The 18,363-nt window shown below is 47.1% G+C and carries 12 protein-coding genes; 1 reads left to right on the top strand and 11 read right to left on the bottom strand.

The window, feature by feature from the left end:
- Positions 1–9 precede the first annotated feature (9 nt).
- From ACKPCE_RS13025 to ACKPCE_RS13035, 3 genes are read right to left on the bottom strand one after another with little or no spacing between them, the layout of a single operon-like run.
- Positions 10–1,605, bottom strand: coding sequence for a hypothetical protein (locus tag ACKPCE_RS13025; protein WP_319505505.1), 1,596 nt, complete (start codon positions 1,603–1,605; stop codon positions 10–12).
- A 14-nt stretch (positions 1,606–1,619) separates the two neighbouring features.
- Positions 1,620–1,844: a hypothetical protein gene (locus ACKPCE_RS13030; protein ID WP_258978347.1), complete on the bottom strand. Its 225-nt coding sequence runs from the start codon at positions 1,842–1,844 to the stop codon at positions 1,620–1,622.
- A 5-nt stretch (positions 1,845–1,849) separates the two neighbouring features.
- A complete protein-coding gene (locus ACKPCE_RS13035) occupies positions 1,850–2,614 on the bottom strand; it encodes a DUF4099 domain-containing protein (RefSeq protein WP_319505506.1) in 765 nt (254 codons plus the stop codon).
- A 279-nt stretch (positions 2,615–2,893) separates the two neighbouring features.
- On the opposite strand from ACKPCE_RS13035, the gene ACKPCE_RS13040 reads away from it, so the two are divergent.
- Positions 2,894–3,580 (top strand): M23 family metallopeptidase, encoded by a 687-nt coding sequence (locus ACKPCE_RS13040; RefSeq protein ID WP_319505507.1) that lies wholly within the window; start codon positions 2,894–2,896, stop codon positions 3,578–3,580.
- Here the strand turns inward: ACKPCE_RS13040 and ACKPCE_RS13045 are convergent.
- From ACKPCE_RS13045 to ACKPCE_RS13080, 8 genes are all read right to left on the bottom strand, one after another.
- Positions 3,507–3,902: a hypothetical protein gene (locus ACKPCE_RS13045; protein ID WP_258978351.1), complete on the bottom strand. Its 396-nt coding sequence runs from the start codon at positions 3,900–3,902 to the stop codon at positions 3,507–3,509. The genes ACKPCE_RS13040 and ACKPCE_RS13045 overlap by 74 nt on opposite strands.
- Before the next feature lie 65 nt (positions 3,903–3,967).
- Positions 3,968–4,510, bottom strand: a complete 543-nt coding sequence (locus ACKPCE_RS13050; RefSeq protein ID WP_258978352.1) for a hypothetical protein — start codon at positions 4,508–4,510, stop codon at positions 3,968–3,970.
- A 790-nt stretch (positions 4,511–5,300) separates the two neighbouring features.
- The gene (locus tag ACKPCE_RS13055) at positions 5,301–7,607 is read right to left on the bottom strand and encodes an alpha-L-rhamnosidase-related protein (RefSeq protein ID WP_319505508.1); all 2,307 of its coding nucleotides are present in this window, start codon (positions 7,605–7,607) and stop codon (positions 5,301–5,303) included.
- 18 nt (positions 7,608–7,625) lie between these two features.
- The gene (locus tag ACKPCE_RS13060; protein ID WP_258978354.1) at positions 7,626–9,047 is read right to left on the bottom strand and encodes a DUF1593 domain-containing protein; all 1,422 of its coding nucleotides are present in this window, start codon (positions 9,045–9,047) and stop codon (positions 7,626–7,628) included.
- A 251-nt stretch (positions 9,048–9,298) separates the two neighbouring features.
- Positions 9,299–11,821 carry a beta-glucosidase gene (locus ACKPCE_RS13065; RefSeq protein WP_319505509.1) on the bottom strand — a complete coding sequence of 841 codons (2,523 nt, stop codon included), beginning with the start codon at positions 11,819–11,821 and terminating at the stop codon, positions 9,299–9,301.
- A 102-nt stretch (positions 11,822–11,923) separates the two neighbouring features.
- On the bottom strand, positions 11,924–13,339 hold the full coding sequence (locus tag ACKPCE_RS13070) for a glycoside hydrolase family 5 protein (RefSeq protein WP_258978356.1): 1,416 nt from the start codon (positions 13,337–13,339) through the stop codon (positions 11,924–11,926).
- Positions 13,340–13,364: 25 nt separating this feature from the next.
- The gene (bglX, locus tag ACKPCE_RS13075; RefSeq protein WP_319505510.1) at positions 13,365–15,686 is read right to left on the bottom strand and encodes a beta-glucosidase BglX; all 2,322 of its coding nucleotides are present in this window, start codon (positions 15,684–15,686) and stop codon (positions 13,365–13,367) included.
- Positions 15,687–15,771: 85 nt separating this feature from the next.
- Positions 15,772–18,162, bottom strand: coding sequence for a glycoside hydrolase family 3 N-terminal domain-containing protein (locus ACKPCE_RS13080; protein ID WP_319505511.1), 2,391 nt, complete (start codon positions 18,160–18,162; stop codon positions 15,772–15,774).
- Between the last annotated feature and the right edge of the window lie 201 nt (positions 18,163–18,363).

Below are 18,363 nucleotides of genomic sequence, written 5' to 3' on the forward strand. Positions count from 1 at the left end.
TGTTTACATTCAGCGACTAAGTTCCCGCTGCATCATCTCCGTATTGACCGCCGCCTCATAGTTCCGTGCGGCCACATCCATCGGAGTATCTACTCCGGGTTTGAAATAGGCTCTCGCTTCCGGCTTGTGTCCGTGATGCTCCACAAACACCTCCGGACAAGGACGGTCATGAAATTCTCTTCCGAGTTCTCCCAGCACCGTCGCGCCTGCCAGAAGTGCGGCTCCAATCTTGGTTCCCAGTGCCACGCCGTCACCCCGGCTTTTTAGTTCCACCTCCCCGAATATTTTCGAGAAGAGTTTCATACGGTGAAAGTCGTCTATGACCATAAACTTATCATACTGCTTTTGGCTAATCTCATGGCTAACGGCTTCCCCGTCAATCACAGCGGTCATCTTGTATTTGCCTTCCATTATCGGCTCTACCCGTATAGCATCCACAGTTACCTCCCTGCCATGCTGACCTTCCCTGAACCATCCTTTATTTTTGTCCAGATATCCCAAATCTGTACCATTCATCACGACCGTTCCTTTGGGCAATGCCTGTTCAGCCCGTATTTCCATCCCGTCTTCCACACTGGCACCCGGCCCTCTGTCTTTCCCTACCATCGTCTGTAGCTGATAGTTCAAGCCTCTCTGAACAGCCGATTGCAAGGGTATATCAATGGATTTTTTGCTGTTGAGCAACTCCAATGTAATAGCACCGTTGAAGTCCTCCTTGATAATCTCATTGAGCATATCCAGTCGCTTTTCTACAGAGGCTTCTTTAATGGAATTATGGGTCAGTGTCTTCACTTCCTCGTCGGTCAGGTCATATTGGAAGTCGGCTTGCGTGGCCTTAGACTGTATAGTCAGTTTCTTAGCCTGTGCATCGACAATAATGCCGTGACTGCCCAAGCATTCCTGCCACTTCTCATTCGTGAAGTACACGGGTGAAGTGATAAGCTCCTTATAAGGTTTCGCTGCTTCCGCACTTCGGTTGCTTGCCTGTATGGGAGTAATCACACTCTGCAAGTCTTTCAGCACATCCTGCCCGGCCACCGGAGCCGTCTGCTGACCTTTATAGTAGAATCCGTAACCGCCACTCTGTAGTTCTCCGGGTTTCATGCGTCCATCGGGACGTTCCGGTACCATAGGAGCACCGGGATAGTACAAGTTCCCTCCGATACGCCGTAAGTGGAATCCTTCCTGTTGTCGGGGAGTCCAGCCAAGAAATCGCTCTCCCCAAGCATGGAAATGCCGGGGTATGCCCGTCCGTCCGTATTCTCCTGCACCGATACGGTAGCCATGCAGCCCCATCGCCACACGCCCGTTGGCATTGCGTGCGTGAACGAAGTCCTTGGGCATGTCAAAGTCCGCTGCCACAATACTGGCAAAGGTATTGTAACTCCGCTTGTTGGTGAAGTTGGTTCCTCCGTCGGTCAGCGCCATAAGTTGCTTCTCGCTAATCGGATAAGTCAGCATGGGCGAATCATGACCTTGCACGGTCAGGCTGAATCCATTGCTGCTTCCTGTGATATGCGCACGCATTCCATTCCGGATAAGAATGTCTTGCAGTTCCACTGGCAAATCCAGTGGAATAGAGTTGGTATTCTTTCTGATTGTCATCTGCTGATCGTTTGTTAAGCATCTCCGTTTTCCAAGGCTTCCTCCAATTGCTGTTGTTTCAGCTCGATATAGGCCTGTGCCGTATTTTCATTGATGGATAGTCCTCTGGATTTGCAATACACCGTATATTCCTGTTTCCACTCACGTGAGTGGTGATTGACGTAATCAAGCCAGCCAAATTCTCCTTTTTGAACTTTCTCCACCAGCTCTTCTTCTGTATAGTATTTCTCTTTTGCCATCGTTCTTATAGTTTAGGAGTAGCAACTTGTGATTTGCGGCTTTCGCCTTTTCGTTTCATCTCTTCCCACATCTCATCGGTGTACACTTCTTCCGGAGTGTAGTCCAGGTTACCCTCTTCGTCCATTGTCCAGCACCCGAAGCATCCGTAGTTGTATTTCTCCCAATCCTTCTTCATCTCCGCACTCCATTTGCGTTGGTCACCTGTACAGATGCGGATGCCGGTAGACTCATTCAGGTCAACACCCACGGTGATGGTGTCATCACCAGTCAGGATAGTCAACGGATCACCATTGCGCAGGCAGATAATTTCAGCATTGCTCAGGTGAAATTCATCGGCGATGACCTGAAGATTTCTGCCGATTACCGGAGTGGGCACATAGAGAATTTGTTGCGTGCCTTTGTCAATCTGTAGAAAGGCTTGCATCTCTTTGCCGTCAGCGGTGGACAGTCTATCAATAATTGCCTTGTCAGACTGCAACTTGCTTCTGTTCTCAACACTGAATTTCTCAAGTTGGGCTTGTTGCAGTTGTGGATAGAATAATACATCCACTCGGTTATCTTCCGTTCGATACAGAGAAAAGCGGGTTCGGCTTTTATAGGTATTCCCTTGCTCATCTGTATACTCTATAGGCAATACAGGAGAGCGGTAGCCTTCCGCAATCTGTGACAGCGTATGGGTAGGCAGGTCGCCAATCATTTCTTGAGTAAGACCGAATTTCCGAAGAATAGCGTAAGGTATCTCCGCGTCCGAGAATCTGCTTCTGTTCATAGTTCCTATGTGTTTAATAAATAAATTATTGGGCGAAAATAGATGGTGGATGGTGCGATAAATGGTGCATTCTCTTTTATCTCTCTGAATTTCGACTTATTTAGTATTGTGGATTAAAATCAGACCTGTAATCATACTCAAAAGAAGAAATGAACATACGATACAGAATAATTGTCCTGAGTATAAAAACACAGTATGATTACCTACAGGATGTTAAAGAACGATTGTTTAAATGAGTATTAGGTCATAGTTCACAGAGGTGAGATATACTTTTACCAAATGAAATCACTACTAACAATATTCATGCTCTTTCAGAACTGCTTCTGCCTTCAGGCGCAATTCTACACGGTAAGCAAACAGCCGGCTTCGTGGAAGGTACAACAGATACAGCAAAACCTCCCCGAAACTGAGGAGGTCAGTAAGAGTGATTCCTCTACTAAAGTAGGGAAATCAAAAGCGGAAGGTCTGGATGAAAGGATACAGCGGTATCTGAGTGTATCTTATCCGCTAGATAAATTGGTTGTCAATTCTCCTTATGGCTGGCGACATGACCCATTCACCGGCAAGCAGAAGTTTCACAATGGCATGGATTTTCACACAAGGAGCAACAAGGTCTATGCGATGATGAAGGGGGAAGTTACAAAGGTGGGGCATGATAGTCGTTCGGGCAATTATATTACCATACGCCATGGCAACTATACCGTCAGTTACTGCCACCTTTCTAAAGCTTTGGTAAAAAAGAATACAATAGTGAAGCCAGGCGAAGTAGTTGCTATCACAGGTAATACTGGCAAGTCAACAGGAGAGCATCTACATTTGTCGGTCAAGTACAATGATGAATTCATCAATCCTAATACTCTGTTGGATTTTATTAAAGAAACCAGAGATAAGGCTATCGCCGATTGCTCTTCTCATGCTGCTCATAATCAAACGGTCGATTGTCATTCGGCAGAGTCTTATCCTTAACAAATACCTTCAAGATCAGGAACGGCCAAAAGATAGGAATAGCCAGCATTATAAGGGTATTCCAGTTGGCGTCATCGCTTCCACTCCCTTTCTTTCGGTAATAATCATTGTCCTTTTCTTTAGGCAGATGGCGTATGATAGGTGCAACAACATAACGCCCGACAATGATTGCCACGCTAAGCCATGCACAATTAGGGATAAAGAGCAACCCCAATATCAATAGCCAAAAGCTGGCATTGGATGGTGACATGAAATGTCGAAGCATCTTTCCGACTATTCGCAACAGGAAATAGGCAACAAGAATAAGAAGTATGTACGACATATAGGTTGAAGATTTATCACGTAAAGGTAGCTGTTTTTTTGTAAATATACAAGTCCATTTAAAAATCATTCTGCTATTTCTTGCACATGTAATTCAATGGTTCTGTACGCGCATCCACCGTGTTGCTTAGCCTCATTTAATGCCGTAGATAGTTTACTATTATTAAGAAGAACATTCTTTGCTGATGATAGAATAAGTCCGTTCTTGTCTATAACATGTTGCCACCGTGTTGTGATGAGTTTGTGTTCACACAGGGCATCAAAGAAAAAAGCAACTCTACGATTACAGGCTGACTTCAAAGGATGTTCCAAGCAACAGGCAAAGAGAGCTTTCACCTCTGCCTCTGACACATCGGGGAAAAACAGATGAGCTTCATTCGCAATATGCGTAATGAGACTTATTTTTGCGGAATTAAAATAGCATTGAAAATCCGGTTTGGAAGTAAACGCGACTGGGAGTAAATCTGAAACAATAGATACTTTAGAATCGGGAGACGGTGGAATTGTATTAAACTCATGGTGCATAATTGAATAATCTAAATCACATAGCTTTTCTTTTGTAAAATATCTCTGTACTAAATCTTTACGAATGATCAAAAGCTCTTCCATGATGTGAAAGTTTTTTCTATGTTCATTCATCCCTGCTGCATCAACACGGTCGGTATACATATGGCTATTTAGGAAATCACTGACATAACGATTATACAACTTACCGTATCCAATTACCTCGGACTGGTATAGTTCATGAGCGGTTTTGTAAAACATCCATAATTCATCTCTCCCTTTATCAGACTTATTTAATCCAGCATTTTTTTGCCTTAATAGATTTTGTTGGTATTTATCCTCAAGCTGAGAATCATTTTTTTTCGTTTCATTGTTTTTAATTTAATTCGTTAATAATTATTGTGATGGTATTTGTTTATCCACAAAAACTTATTAGCAATTGTGTTTTATAAACTGGCTTCTTAAGGTATAATAGGTTATACGCAACACTAATCCAATGCAAAAACAGAAATTATACAGCATATACTGTTTTGTGTGTACGTAAATTCATGTTTTTATCGTAAAAGAAAACAACTAAAACAATCAAAATAATGAGAGAAATAAAACGTTATCTATTTCTTCAAATAATCTCATGAAAATGATTTTTTGAGCAAAAAAACAAGACGGCCAGGAGAATATATACTGATTTTTTTGGTTTAGTCAATATTGAATATTTTTCTCAACATTTTTTTCTTTGTATTTGAAGGGAAAGACAGCACATTTTTTCGGTCCAATTCATCCATTACTGTCCGGTAAAAAAAATGAGCGAATAGCCCATAGCCATCCGCTCAGAAGTTATCTTGGTATTTTTTTCATTCGAACGTATTGAGGTTTTGATAAAACATAAATAAGTTTTTTATTCTGCAATAACTAACTCCTGCGAATGGTCTACTTCCATGCATTGATTTTTCCACTCAAGGGTAGCGTGGACTCCTTCTGGAAGCACAATCCGGGCATGCAAGGCATGGCCCGTCTTTCGGTACGCTACAGAGATGCTACCCAACGGATGGGGTATGGAGCCTGATGCCTCCGACAGGTGACCAAGAGCAGGAGTCAGACGAACTTTGGCAAACCCCGGAGCGGCAGAGTGAATGCCCAACAACATACGATAGAACTCGATATTGAGATGGGCGCTCCAGGCATGGCAGTCAGAGCGCGACGGTTCGGGAGTCTCTGCCCAAGTGGTGAGCCCGATGGCAAGCTGGTCTCGCCATGGCTGTAGGGTATCGAGCAGGCGGTTGGCCATGCCAGCCTTGTCCATGGCTTGCTGTACGAAATAGCGGAAATAGAAAGTGGCTTGGATGAGTGTCGTGTCGTCGAGCATCTTTTGGCACACCTCCTGCGCTTCATGATCATCGAGCACTTCAGTCAGTATGGCCAGAGCATTCACATGTTGCGAATAGACGTTTTGTTCAGGAGTATCGGCCAACAATCCGCGCGCGCTGTTCCAGTATTTGGTCCTGACGGCAGCGGTTATCTGCCGGGCCAAATCGTGGTAATAGTCTCCCAATACCTCTAAGCCGAAAGATTTTTCCATAGCGGCCTGTTCGCGTAGTGCCATAACAAATACCAGATCCTGATAGGCAGAGCTGCCGTCTTGACTGTAGTTAGGTTCTCCATAGTCGAAACCCGTGGCCCAATCGGCGAAGAACCAATGAGGCATACGCGCCAGACTCTTGTCGGCTCGCAGGTATCTCTCATAGCAACCTATGATGTGGCGGGAGGCGGGCAGGTATTGACGGAGCCACTGATGCCCGTCGCGCATCATCCAGTAGTCGTAGAGCATACCTATCCAACTGAGCGAATAGGAGGATATCATTTGTGGCGAGACCGAAGGGTAGCGGCTTTGTGTCAGTCCGTCGGCGGTCATCGACATGCGTCCCTGCTCGATGGCGTGCCGGGGCAGGAGCGTGTCGCGGGTGTTGTACAGGGTGAGCATGGCCTGAATCCGGGTGTCGCCAAAATATTGAAGTTGTTCGTAATAGGGGCAGTCCATATAGGTTTCGTTGGCACAGAAGCGTGCGGTGCGCCAGCCTATCTTCTCTATTTGTTCTAGTTCCTGACTTGCGCGCAGGTGGCTCTCCTTCTTTAGCGGATAGGCCGTGAAGGTGGCTCCCAGGCGTTCGATAGTTAGTGCTTCGTCGGCTGTTTCCACCGTCAGTTCCAGATAACGCCAGGTACGCCACCAAAGTGTAGTCGTTTGTCGATGCATACCGCCATCCATCAGGAATTGGTCCTTCACTCCCATCATAGCTTTGCCTGTTGTCTCATCACGATGTGGTTTGGTGGCATGCCAGATGTCGGGCATATCGGGATTGAACAGTGCCTCAGCGTAACATACTTCCACACTAGCTCCCTTACCGCCTGAAGTGGTCAGGTGGAAATATGCGGTGGTGAGCGAGTCGCGATCTATCAATACTGACGTTCGTGTATGTGGAGCAACGGTCAGTGGCAAACTGATATCCCCTGCCGACACTTCACGCATCTCCATCTGCGGTATGGAGCGAGGCACAAGGAGGCGACCTCCACGATCGCGTGTGCCCTTGTCGACTGCTGCATCCAGGTATCGGGCCTGCTTCCACTTGAATCCGGGGGTTTCCTGTTCTGTCTGCCATCCCCAGGGGTAGTCGTTAGCATCAAACCGCTCACCGCGGTCGGCCGCATAGTAGCCAGGGACTACAAAGTCGTCGAACGATGAGTAGGATTCGCCTGTGAGCACCTGCCAATTCCAATCGGTGTTGAACACCGGGTCTGCTCCGTCGGCACATACCAATAGAGCAATGTCGTTGGTTCCCATTTGTGCCATCGGACGCTTCTCGCCATAGTTCCAGACCAAGGCTGCCAGGGTGTTTTTCCCTTGGCGAAGATAGGGTGCGATATCCACCGTCTCGTAATTCCAGTTACTGAGATCGCTGCGCGCCGGTCCCAGAGAAACAAATACACCATTGACAAAAAGTTTATATCTGTTGTCTGCCGATACGCGTAACAGATGCTGTTCAGGCACCGTGTCCAACCGCACACTTTTACGAAAATAGGCGACACACAGATCCGCGCTCGATTTTTCTGTGTGGCAACCAATCCATACAGCCGGCCATACAGCCGCACCACAGGATAATGTCAGGCAAAGAAAAAATAAAATAAAGAGGCTCTTCTTCATATTCATCAGTTATCAGGTATAATTTCATTTATTTTGATTGTTACCCACTGAAATAATAGCTCTTCTATAACTCCATAAAGTTGGTTCTCCAGAATCTTTTATTTCAAGAATAACATGCAAGGTTCCGCTCTTAATGTTTTCCGGTAACACTACTTTCGTCGTTTCACCCACCATTTGTGTTAATGATGCGTTTTTTATTGTTCCCGCTTCCGGATATATCCACCACCGGGTGTCTATTTGGTCTATATCTGGATCATAGCTTCCGCATGCCGATAATTCAATAGATGGTTCCTTGTCCACTGAAATGTGAACCACCGATTTTGTGGAATCTCCATTGAGAATAGCTATGGGATTGTGATTGGCTTTATGATAAGAATCGGCAATACACCAATCCATCCGGGCGGCAAAATCATGTTGGTAGTGTTCACGCCAACGCCAAATAGTGGCACCATTTGACATGTAGATTTTCCCAGGTTCGTATTCCACCTTGTCCCGACTATGGCTATTACTTGTCCAAATTGGCCGGCTCTCTCCATAGGGTCTATACAGTTTATATCTTCCTCCCCATCCTCCAAAGTCTGGACTTTGCTCCCAGCCAAGGCCATTATTGATTAATCCTAAAAATGAAGGTGAATCGCCTTCCATAATAATCTCAACCTTACGATAGCAAGCACCGAGCGAACCGTGATTTTTCATAATATGAGTTTCCAACCACGGATGTTCCACCAACTCAAATTTGTACATGGGCCCATTTAAACCGTTTCGATCACCTGAGATGCCATTCCAGGTGGCCGAGTAATAAGTTTGAGAATCAGGATTTGAGGGATCAACAATATAAAATAAGGAAGGGAATTCATGCCTTATCCATGGTCCTGCATCGTCCTGATCGGAAATGGAGTATATCCTAACATTACTGAGTATGCTTTCAATTTGGCTGTCGGGATATTGATTGCGCAAATCAATTAAGGCCTGTGCAAGCGTATTGGCTCCTCCCCATAATAGAATCCACAAAGGGCGGGTATCTTCACGAATAAAATTCTTAAATATAAGACTGGATCCTGCTGTCGATTTTCCGGCACCCGTGTCATTAAGACCAAAAAGCTGCTGACCTGTACATGTTTTCCGTCGTAAATCGTCTGCTTCTGGAAAACCTATACTATGCTTAAGAAGGTTTTCACGAACTTTTTCATAAGCATCAAGTTGTCGCCTTATTAAATCTTCTCTGGTATTTTTTCGCAACCAACACGAGGTGGTAGCGACTAGTCCCTCTACGTTGTATTCATTGGAATAAACCAGAAATCTAACCAGAGATTCTTCATCATCCGGTTCATTGTTAATATCGGTCAGGACAATGACACGTGGTTTTTCCTGTCCGAATAGAAACGAATATTCACCACATATCAAAAACAAAAAAAGAATAATCTTTATCAACATCTTAGTTTGCATGATATCCTACTTTTTATTAAAAAACACTATTAACCAACTGAAATTTCAGACTGCCGGTTTTATTAACTTACACGGTCTGTATCGTGCTTTTTCTCTATATTTCTAAATGCCCCCTTGCCAAGTAAAGGTCATGGTGGTTGCGCCCAATTTTTCTGCGTGGCAACCAATCCATATAGCCGGCCATACAGCTGCACCACAGGATAGTACCAGGCAAAGAAAAAATAAAACGAAAAGGCTCTTCTTCATATTCATCAGTTATCAGGTATATTTTCTTCTTCCCAGGTATAGTCTTCCGTGCAATGGATGTTCACCGACTGGTCTCCGCAGGCGATATTGAATTCGCCGGCTTCGAGTGTCCACTTCTTGTCGGTTCCCACAAAGGCGAGGTCACTTGCCTTGATGCGGAAGGTTACCGTTTTGCTTTCACCCGGGGCGAGTGCAATCTTCTCGAACCCACGCAGGCGGCGATTATCGGGCATGAGCGAAGCATAGAGATCGGAAGTATAGAGCATCACTGTTTCCTTGCCCGCCATGGCGCCTGTGTTCTTTACATCGACTGTTAAAGTGAGCACATCGTCTTTCGTGAAACGATTCTTATCGGCATGGAGATTGCTGTAGGTATAGGTGGTATAGCTCATACCGGCTCCAAACCACCACTGTTCGTAGGTCTTGGCATTATAGTCGTATACACCGCTGATGGTCTCGCGCACTTCGCTCGCCTTATAATCGTAGTTGACCATAGCATTCGGCTGAGCGCTGTAGGTATATGGCAGACGGCCGGAGAAGTTTTCGTTGCCCGCCAGGAGTTCGGCCAGCGCATCTCCTCCATAATTGCCAGGCAGCATGGTGTGTACTATGGCCTTTGCCAAAGGTTCGATGTCGCTGATGGCGCGTCCGCGCGACTCGTTCAGCACCAGGAGGATGGGCTTGCCCGTAGCAGCCAGTGCCTTCACCAGGTTTTTCTGATTGGTACTGAGATTGATATCGGCAATGTTGCCCCGGGTCTCAGCGTAGGTATTCTCTCCGATGCACACTATCACATAGTCGTTGTCGGCAGCAGCTGCCACGGCATCGGCGATATTATCGGCATGATCCATTGCCCAGCGTTTCGAGTCGTAACTCACGCCCTCTACCAACGTCACCTGCTCGCTTCCGAACTTGTTCCGCAGGGCTTCATAGATGGTGTTGAAGTGCCCGGTAAATTCCTCGCGGTCGGCACCGTCGCCCTGCCAGGTATAGCTCCAGCCGCCGTTAAGTGTACGCATGCTGTTGGCATTAGGTCCACATACCAGCAGCCGGGTGCCTTGCTTTACAGGCAACAAGCGGCTTTGACTATCTACAGAGTCGTTCTTCAGCAAAACGATGGATTCCAGTGCGGCCTGCCGGCTGTATGCCGCAAACTCCTCACTACCGAATTTGGGATAATTTACAACAAAGGTGTTAGGCTGTTCGAAAAGTCCCACCCGGTGTTTCAGGCGCAGGATGCGTCGCACGGCATCGTCAATGCGTTCCATGCTGACGCTGCCCTCTTCTACCAGTTCTTTGAGTAAGCCGTTGTAAGTGAATTGCGAGGGAACCATCATCATATCTACACCGGCATTGATAGCTAGCCGGATTGCCTCCTTGGCAGTAGGGGCCACGCGGTCGCTGGTAACGGCTCCATCGATGTCTCCCCAGTCGGTTACCACCATTCCGTCCCAGCCAAGCCCCTCCTTGAGCCAGCCGGTGATAAATTCCCGGTTGACCGTGCCCTTCACGCCATTCACGTTGGAACTGTTGGTCATGATGCTTAAGGCTCCTTCCCGGATTCCCCGCAGAAAGGGTGCAAACTGCTTCTCGCGCAGTTCCTCGTAGCTCAATCTGGCCGGTGAACGATCCAGTCCGTTGTATGGTGCTCCGTAGGCAAAGTAATGCTTCAGGCAGCCTGCCACGTGGTATGCATCGATATGGTTAGGATTATCACCTTGCATGCCGCGAAGAGCAGCTGCCCCTATCTCGCCGGAGAGGAATACATCTTCGCCAAATGATTCATACTGCCGGCTCCAGGCTTGCATTCTGCCGAGGTCGATACACGGGCCGTAAATCCAGGGTACATTACAGGCACGAGTCTCGTAGGCCACTATTTCGCCCATCTTATATACAAGGTCGCGGTTGAAAGTGGCCGCCATGTTGATGGCACCCGGGAAAAGCGTGCCACCGGCGGAGTAGGTGGTGCCATGCATCTGGTCGAGACCATACACGGTGGGGATGCCGAGATGTTTTATTGACATATCCTGAATGGTCTTTACCACCTGATTCCACACAGCAGGGGTCTGGGCGGTAGTTTGTGGCGCATTGAGAATGGAGCCAACTTTATATTTGCCCACTACGGAGTCGAGCGCTGCCTCGTCTAACCGGAAAGGGAGCTTCGCTTGGATGTCGTTGGACACCCAGTAGAGTCCCATCAGCTTTTCCCTGTTTTGCTTATCTTCGGGAGTTTTCAGTGCCAACTGGGCGGCATTGTGCTGCTTGTCGAGCCCAAAGCGGTGTAAGGTGTCGGCAAGTTCCTGCTCCGACATCCGGGCAAGCTTCTCCACGACGTAACGCGGGTCTCGATAGGTAATCATGCCTATCTCCAGTTCCACCATCTGCCCGATTTTCTCATCGAGGCTCATCTGCTCCAACTGTTTCTCTATCTTGGCTTCTATGGCGGCATCACGTGGCATTACGGGCGGCTGTTGCGCCACAGTGCTCCCGTAAGCCAGCAAGAAAAGGAGGCTAAATAAATATTTCATTGGGATGAATAATTTTTAAGTAGATGTTCATAATTAATTCATATTTTTATTGTTTCGATTTAATTCAGGCTGTAGAGACGCAAGGCTTGCGTCTCTACAGTTTCACTCATTTCCGGTCAGTGCCTGGATACTTTCCTGATTCCATGTCTTTGTCTGGAGATCATAGAGGCCGAACAGCCCGCGGTATGCCCAGATATGGCTGCTGAATCCGCGCAGCTGGAACTGCTCTTGCATGAAGGAGAAGTAGCGGTTCATCGATTGCTGGTCGGCCTTGAGGCAGACACCGTATTCGCCGATGTTGAGCGGACGACCGCTCTGTTCGCTCCAGCGTTGGCAGAAGTCGAGGTCGCGAATAATAGGCGCCTTCTCATTTTCGGTTCCGTGCCACTCTACCTGATGTCCTACCATAGCACTCGCCACATACTCCAGATTCTGATGGGTGAAGGTATGAGGCAGGTAGTAGTGACCCTGAACGATGATATTCCATTCGTTTTCCGGGAATTTCAGTTCGCCCAGTGTCCAAGTCTGTCCCAGATTGGGAGTGCCTATAATCAGTGTACGGCCCGGGTTGGTCCGTCGGATGATGGCAATGAGCTCGGCATGCAGTTTGTTCACACCATCGGCTCCAAGGCGCATGTTGGGTTCGTTTAACAAGTCAAAGAAGAGCATGTCGTTGGGATAATCCTTGTAATGCTCGGCAATCTGTGTCCATAGCGACTTAATTCGGTCGAGATTCTGCTCCCAGGTGAGTTCGGGGTCGTCTTCGCCCATATTGATGGCCGGGTAGTAGTGTTGGTCAATAGAGACGGCGATGTTGTTCTTCAGGCACTGCTCGATGGTCCAATCCATCTTTTGGAAGAAGTCTGCATCAATGGTATAGGGAGCCTCCTTGGCGCAGTGCTTCACCCAAGTCGTAGGGATACGCACGCTTTGGAATCCGGCTTCGGCAATGCCCCGAAAATCGGCTTCCGTCATGGGGGCATCGTTGCCATCTACGGGATTGGCATCCACATATCCATTCATGTTGAGTCCTCTGCCCAGACGTTTATTTCGTTCGAAGGGAATAGCCGCTTCGGCCGGAGCCTTTACCTTGGTGTCGAGTACGGAGATTACCTTGGTGGGATCCCGATAAAGATCCAGCATCAGATTTCCATGTGCCGAATTGGCATCTTCATACTTCTGCGGACGGGGAGCATACTGTTCCGGACCAAACACGATACCAATCTGCAGATGGTCTGCGCCATCGAAGAGGGCAATACCGCGATTCTCCATACCCATCCGGAGGTCGAAGTGACAGCCATCAGCCTGGGGGGAAACTACATAGCCCACGGTCATGTTGGCAGCAGAGTTGGCCTCGCTGCTAATGGTGATGGTGCTGTCTTCGTTGAAGTGGACTACGCTGCGACAACCGTACTGTGTGGCATACCAAGTGCCGGTAAACGATGGTTTTTGGGTTTTGCCAGTGGCGCAGCCAACCAGCAACGCTACCGAGAGGAGTAAGAAAAGTCTTTTTTTCATGATTATATTTTTTTAGTGTTAATTTTCAATTTACAGTCAGTTTTGCTTTGTTTACATGTTGACTGTCATGCCCAATCATTATCTCGAAGTCGCCCGGCTCTACCGTCAGTTGCAACGCATGATTGTAGTATTCCAGTTGCTTGCGGCCAATCTCAAACGATACGGTCTTGCTCTCGCCGGCTTTGAGGCTGATTTTCTCGAAACCTTTCAGCTCCTTCACCGGGCGCGAACAGGTGGCATAGATGTCCTTTACATAGAGTTGTACCACCTCCATACCATCCCGTTTGCCGGTGTTGGTCACTGTCACCGAAGCCTTCACCTGACCATCGACAGTCATCTCATTGGTTGATAGTGTGATGTCGCTGTATTCGAAGGTAGTGTAGCTCAATCCGTGTCCAAAAGCATAGAGTGGCCCGTGAATGCAGTCGAGATAGTTGCTGGTGAAGCGAGAATAGGCTGCACCATCTTGATGCGGACGCCCCGTGTTCTTGTGGTTATAGTAGATGGGACACTGACCCACGTTGCGCGGGAAAGAGGTGGTCAGACGTGCACTCGGATTGACATCACCAAAGACCACATCGGCCATGGCACGACCTGCCTGATCGCCCAACGACCATGTATAAAGTATAGCATCAGCCAGCGGTTCGGTTTCGGTGAGCGCCAGCGGCCGGCCGGCGGTCAGAATGAGAATTACCGGCTTGCCGGTAGCCTTCAGTGCCTTGAGAAGTTCTACCTGCGGGAGCCCCAGGGTAATGTCGGAACGCGACACGCCTTCGCCGTTCATGTTGTTCAACTCACCCAAGGCAGCCACCACCACATCGCTCCGGCGGGCCAGGGCCACAGCCTCTGCCACGAGTTGCTCGTTTGGACGGGTATGCACAGGTTTGATGACCTGTCCTGGCTTGTAAGCGCCCAGATATTGGTTGACCATATCCTGCTCCAGTTGCTTGTCTTCAAGCACCCAACAGCCTTCGGCGTATGTAGCCGAACCGCCATGGCCTGCCACAGCTTCCTGCATACCTTCCAAAAAAGTTACACAGCCATCGGCAAACCTGGAGAAGGACCAACTGCCCTGCATCTCTTTGGCTGCCACCGCAAACGGACCCACCAGGGCAATCCTGGCCGATTTGGAGAGAGGCAGCACATTGCCCTTATTCTTGAGCAACACTTGACATTCTCTGGCTATCTCACGGCTGAGCTGACGCGACTCATCGGTGTGAATCTCGCATTGGTAACGCTGTAGGTCCAGATAGCGATAGGGGTCTTCAAAGAGTCCCAGCTTGTATTTGGCTTCCAACACCCGGCGACAGGCCACCTCAATATCTTTTTCCGATAAACGTCCCTGCTTGACCAAGTTCTCCAGATTGTCCATATAGGCACTTCCGTTGAGATCCATATCCACCGAAGCCTCTATGGCCAGTGCGGTAACTTCCTCAATATCGCCTATGCCGTGGTTCACACATTCGTTAATGCCCTCATAGTCGGAAGTGATGAATCCCTTGAATCCCCATTCCTCGCGCAACAGGTCGTTGAGCAGGTAGCGGTTGACGTGTGCAGGGATGCCCTCAAAATCGTTGAACGAGGCCATGAAGCTGCCTGCACCCTCGTAGGCAGATTCGCGATAAGGCGGAAGAAATCCGTTAAGAGCCTCCTGGCGTCCCATGTTCACAATGTTGTAGTCGCGGCCACTCTCCACCGCTCCGTAGAGCGCATAGTGCTTCACGCAGGCCATGACCGTGGTGTTGTCGACAAGGTCGGTACCCTGATAACCGCGTACCATTGCCTTACCAAGTTCACCGCACAGAAAAGGGTCTTCTCCAAATGTCTCAGCAATGCGTCCCCAACGGGCATCTCGGCAGATATCCAGCATCGGCGAAAAGACCCAGTTGATGCCGGAAGCCGTAGCCTCAAGGGAAGCAGCGCGGGCTCCCCGCTCTATCAGTTCCGGATTCCACGAGGTGGACATAGCCAGCGGTATAGGCTGCACCGTCTGCAAACCATGAATAACATCGTAGCCGAACATAAGCGGAATGCCCAGGCGACTCTTCTCTACTGCCAGTTTCTGTGCTGCCAACAGGTCTTCTGCCACATAGCTGCCATACATGGCGCCAAGTTTACCATCGATTATGAGTTGTTCGCGGCTGTCGTTATCGTCAGATGCGTTGCCCGATACAAACGAAGGCACCGCTAGGAGATTCAACTGTCCTACCTTTTCCGTGAGCGTCATCTTCGCCATCAGGTCATCGATAAACGCATCCATCTCTCCATCAGCGGAAGGGGGCGGAGTATAACTGGTCAGAGTCAATACTCCACATGCTAAAGCAATCAATTTGTTATATTTCATCATATTTACTTAAATTTATATTTAGAGTTCCAAAATTGTAGAGGATTCATCACTCCACATCAGGCTTTGTCAACGATCGGTAAGATTATTAATTATTAATCTTTTTCATCTCCGAAAAGTAAACTGTGCGCAAGGGCATAGTGTGAGCATCACCGATGAGACAGATACTGTCGGTAAGGCGAATATCGTTTGATGCTGCACCAACTTTTATAATGAAATCACCCTTTTTTATAGTCCATATTCCATCATTATAATAACCCAATTGTTGCGGTGACATGATGAAGTCAATTTTTTTAGTTTCGCCCGGTTTAAGTGATACTCGACCAAATCCGGCGAGTTTAATGGGTTTCAATGGTTGACTTGCTGAAGTAGGTGATATATATATCTGTACGATTTCATCACCTTCGCGCGACCCGGTATTAGTCACATTGAAGGAAATATTGAATAATTCATCAGTCGTGAAAACTGATTTGTCAACTACTAAGTCTGAATAATCAAAAGTAGTGTAATTCAGTCCGTACCCGAAGTGATATTGAATACGCTCATCAGGAGTATTGGAATAATTATAGCAGATGTTTTCGTTAAGTTCTACTTTTGGATAACTCACACTCAACTTTCCTGACGGCGCAACATTACCATAAATAATATCGGCTAAAGCATTACCCCCTTCTTCACCGGGGTACCACGCCTGAATCACGGCTGCACATTTATCCGCAAGGTCGCCAATAACCTGTGCACGCCCACCGAACATAACCAATACAACAGGCTTACCTGTAACTATTAATTGTCTGACAAATTCCTCCTGTTTTCCTGGTAACCGTAAACTTCCACGGTCTCGATTTTCTCCGCATAGTAAAGTGTTCTCCCCCATTGCGGCAATGATTATGTCGCTATTGGCAGCTAACGAAAGCGCCTCTTTAGCATCTATTTTCTCATCACGGGCTATATGACGATTCTTATCGAGCCATATTGCACGATCATCCCCGCCTTTTGAAATGGATGTCTCAGTTTTTTCAACCCAATCCACACCACAGGAATAGTTCACAGTGCATCCATCTGGTAGTTTTTTTTCCAGACCTTCTTTCAAAGTTATAATCTGATTGTTTGTGTTTCCAGTATTAATGCCTCGCCAAAAATAGTGCAAACCTTGATATGTGTAATCACCAAGCATAGCCCACATTGTGTTGGCATTAGGTCCCACAAGAGCTATCTTCCTAGGATGTTCGATAGGGAGGACGTTATCATTCTTAAGAAGTACTACTGATTGTGTGGCAAGTTCATAAGCTGTTTGACGCTCCTCGGCGGTGTCGAATTCGATATCGCCTTCTGCACAGAATGTCGGATTTTCATCAAACAGGCCCACAGCAGCTTTTAACCTCAAAACTCGTTTGACAGCGTCTTCGAATGTCGCCTCACTAACAAGTCCTTGCTTTATTGCTTCGGGAAGGTATTGATAATTGTCACGGTTTTGAAATTCCACATCGTTCCCAGCATTTATGGCAGCCACTCCGCGGTGCAACGCATCTTCTTCTGTGTCAATCTGGTTAATCGAACCATAGTCACTTACTGTTATGCCGTCAAATCCGAGATAATTACGCAAAATATCCTGCATAAGATATTTATTGGCAACAGCTTTCACACCATGAAAGTAGTGATAACCGGTCATTATCACTTTACTACCCTTAGTTCGAATCATTGTCTCGTGAGGCAAGAGTATTTCTTCAAAAAGTTCTTTTTTTCTGTCGGTATTGCATCCGCCACCATAGCCCAAAAAATGTTTTGAACATGCCGCCACTCCACTTTTCATCCCTCCGTATTGCAAACCTTCAACAAAAGCAGAACCCATAGCAGCACTTAGATAAGCGTCTTCGCCATACGATTCCTCCAAACGGTTGAAATATGGATTCCGAACCACATCCACCATAGGTGACAACGAAAGCATACCTCCAATTTTTCGCATGCTGGTAGCAGTTTGACGAGTTTTTTCTACAGCCAGTTCAGTATTGAACGAACATGCCAAACCAATTTGCTGTGGGTAAACCGTTGCTTCTTTTGCAGCAATACCTGTTATGACTTCTTCATGAAATAAGGCTGGCACTCCAGTTGGTGTATTCTTTACCAGCCACTCCTGCGCTTGTTTTACCATATCGCGAAGCTCCTCGGGGCCATCTAACGAATTGCTGGCATACTGAGCAAAATGTCCTATTCCGTTAGGAATAAGTTCACAGCATCGGACTGTATCAAGTTGATTGTTTTCATCAAAAAGTTCCGACAGATACATGCTCTGAAGTTGGGCTGCACGTTCATCCATACTCATGCGTTGATATATGTTATCAATTATCTTCTCGGTAAACTCATTTGATAACGGAATTTTTAGTGCCTTGTGTCGAAAGAAAACGGATGCCAATTTATTATCAGAGGCACAACCAGCCAGAATCAACGCTCCCCATGCTAAAGCAATCAATTTATTGTATTTCATTATATTGTCAAAAATGTTTTAGAGGGGTTATCGTCCCACATCAGGCTTTAGAATGACTCACTTACTGTTTATGCCTAATACCTAAATACCTTTATTTCAGCTTAATGAATCCATTTCCGCTTGAGCGAGCGATAACTCCTATTTATTTTATATACTGTAAATTATGTACTATCGGGTACTTCCGACTTGGTTTCATACTGA

Source organism: Bacteroides graminisolvens (genome assembly GCF_963666085.1).
Lineage (GTDB): Bacteria > Bacteroidota > Bacteroidia > Bacteroidales > Bacteroidaceae > Bacteroides > Bacteroides graminisolvens.

Bases quoted from the DNA above. Each gene is read 5' to 3' on its own strand.
- bglX (WP_319505510.1), bottom strand. From the start codon at position 15,686: ATGATGAAATATAACAAATTGATTGCTTTAGCATGTGGAGTATTGACT.
- ACKPCE_RS13060 (WP_258978354.1), bottom strand. From the start codon at position 9,047: ATGCAAACTAAGATGTTGATAAAGATTATTCTTTTTTTGTTTTTGATA.
- ACKPCE_RS13040 (WP_319505507.1), top strand. From the start codon at position 2,894: ATGAAATCACTACTAACAATATTCATGCTCTTTCAGAACTGCTTCTGC.
- ACKPCE_RS13055 (WP_319505508.1), bottom strand. From the start codon at position 7,607: ATGAATATGAAGAAGAGCCTCTTTATTTTATTTTTTCTTTGCCTGACA.
- ACKPCE_RS13050 (WP_258978352.1), bottom strand. From the start codon at position 4,510: ATGGAAGAGCTTTTGATCATTCGTAAAGATTTAGTACAGAGATATTTT.
- ACKPCE_RS13035 (WP_319505506.1), bottom strand. From the start codon at position 2,614: ATGAACAGAAGCAGATTCTCGGACGCGGAGATACCTTACGCTATTCTT.
- ACKPCE_RS13025 (WP_319505505.1), bottom strand. From the start codon at position 1,605: ATGACAATCAGAAAGAATACCAACTCTATTCCACTGGATTTGCCAGTG.
- ACKPCE_RS13030 (WP_258978347.1), bottom strand. From the start codon at position 1,844: ATGGCAAAAGAGAAATACTATACAGAAGAAGAGCTGGTGGAGAAAGTT.
- ACKPCE_RS13070 (WP_258978356.1), bottom strand. From the start codon at position 13,339: ATGAAAAAAAGACTTTTCTTACTCCTCTCGGTAGCGTTGCTGGTTGGC.
- ACKPCE_RS13045 (WP_258978351.1), bottom strand. From the start codon at position 3,902: ATGTCGTACATACTTCTTATTCTTGTTGCCTATTTCCTGTTGCGAATA.
- ACKPCE_RS13080 (WP_319505511.1), bottom strand. From the start codon at position 18,162: ATGAAATACAATAAATTGATTGCTTTAGCATGGGGAGCGTTGATTCTG.
- ACKPCE_RS13065 (WP_319505509.1), bottom strand. From the start codon at position 11,821: ATGAAATATTTATTTAGCCTCCTTTTCTTGCTGGCTTACGGGAGCACT.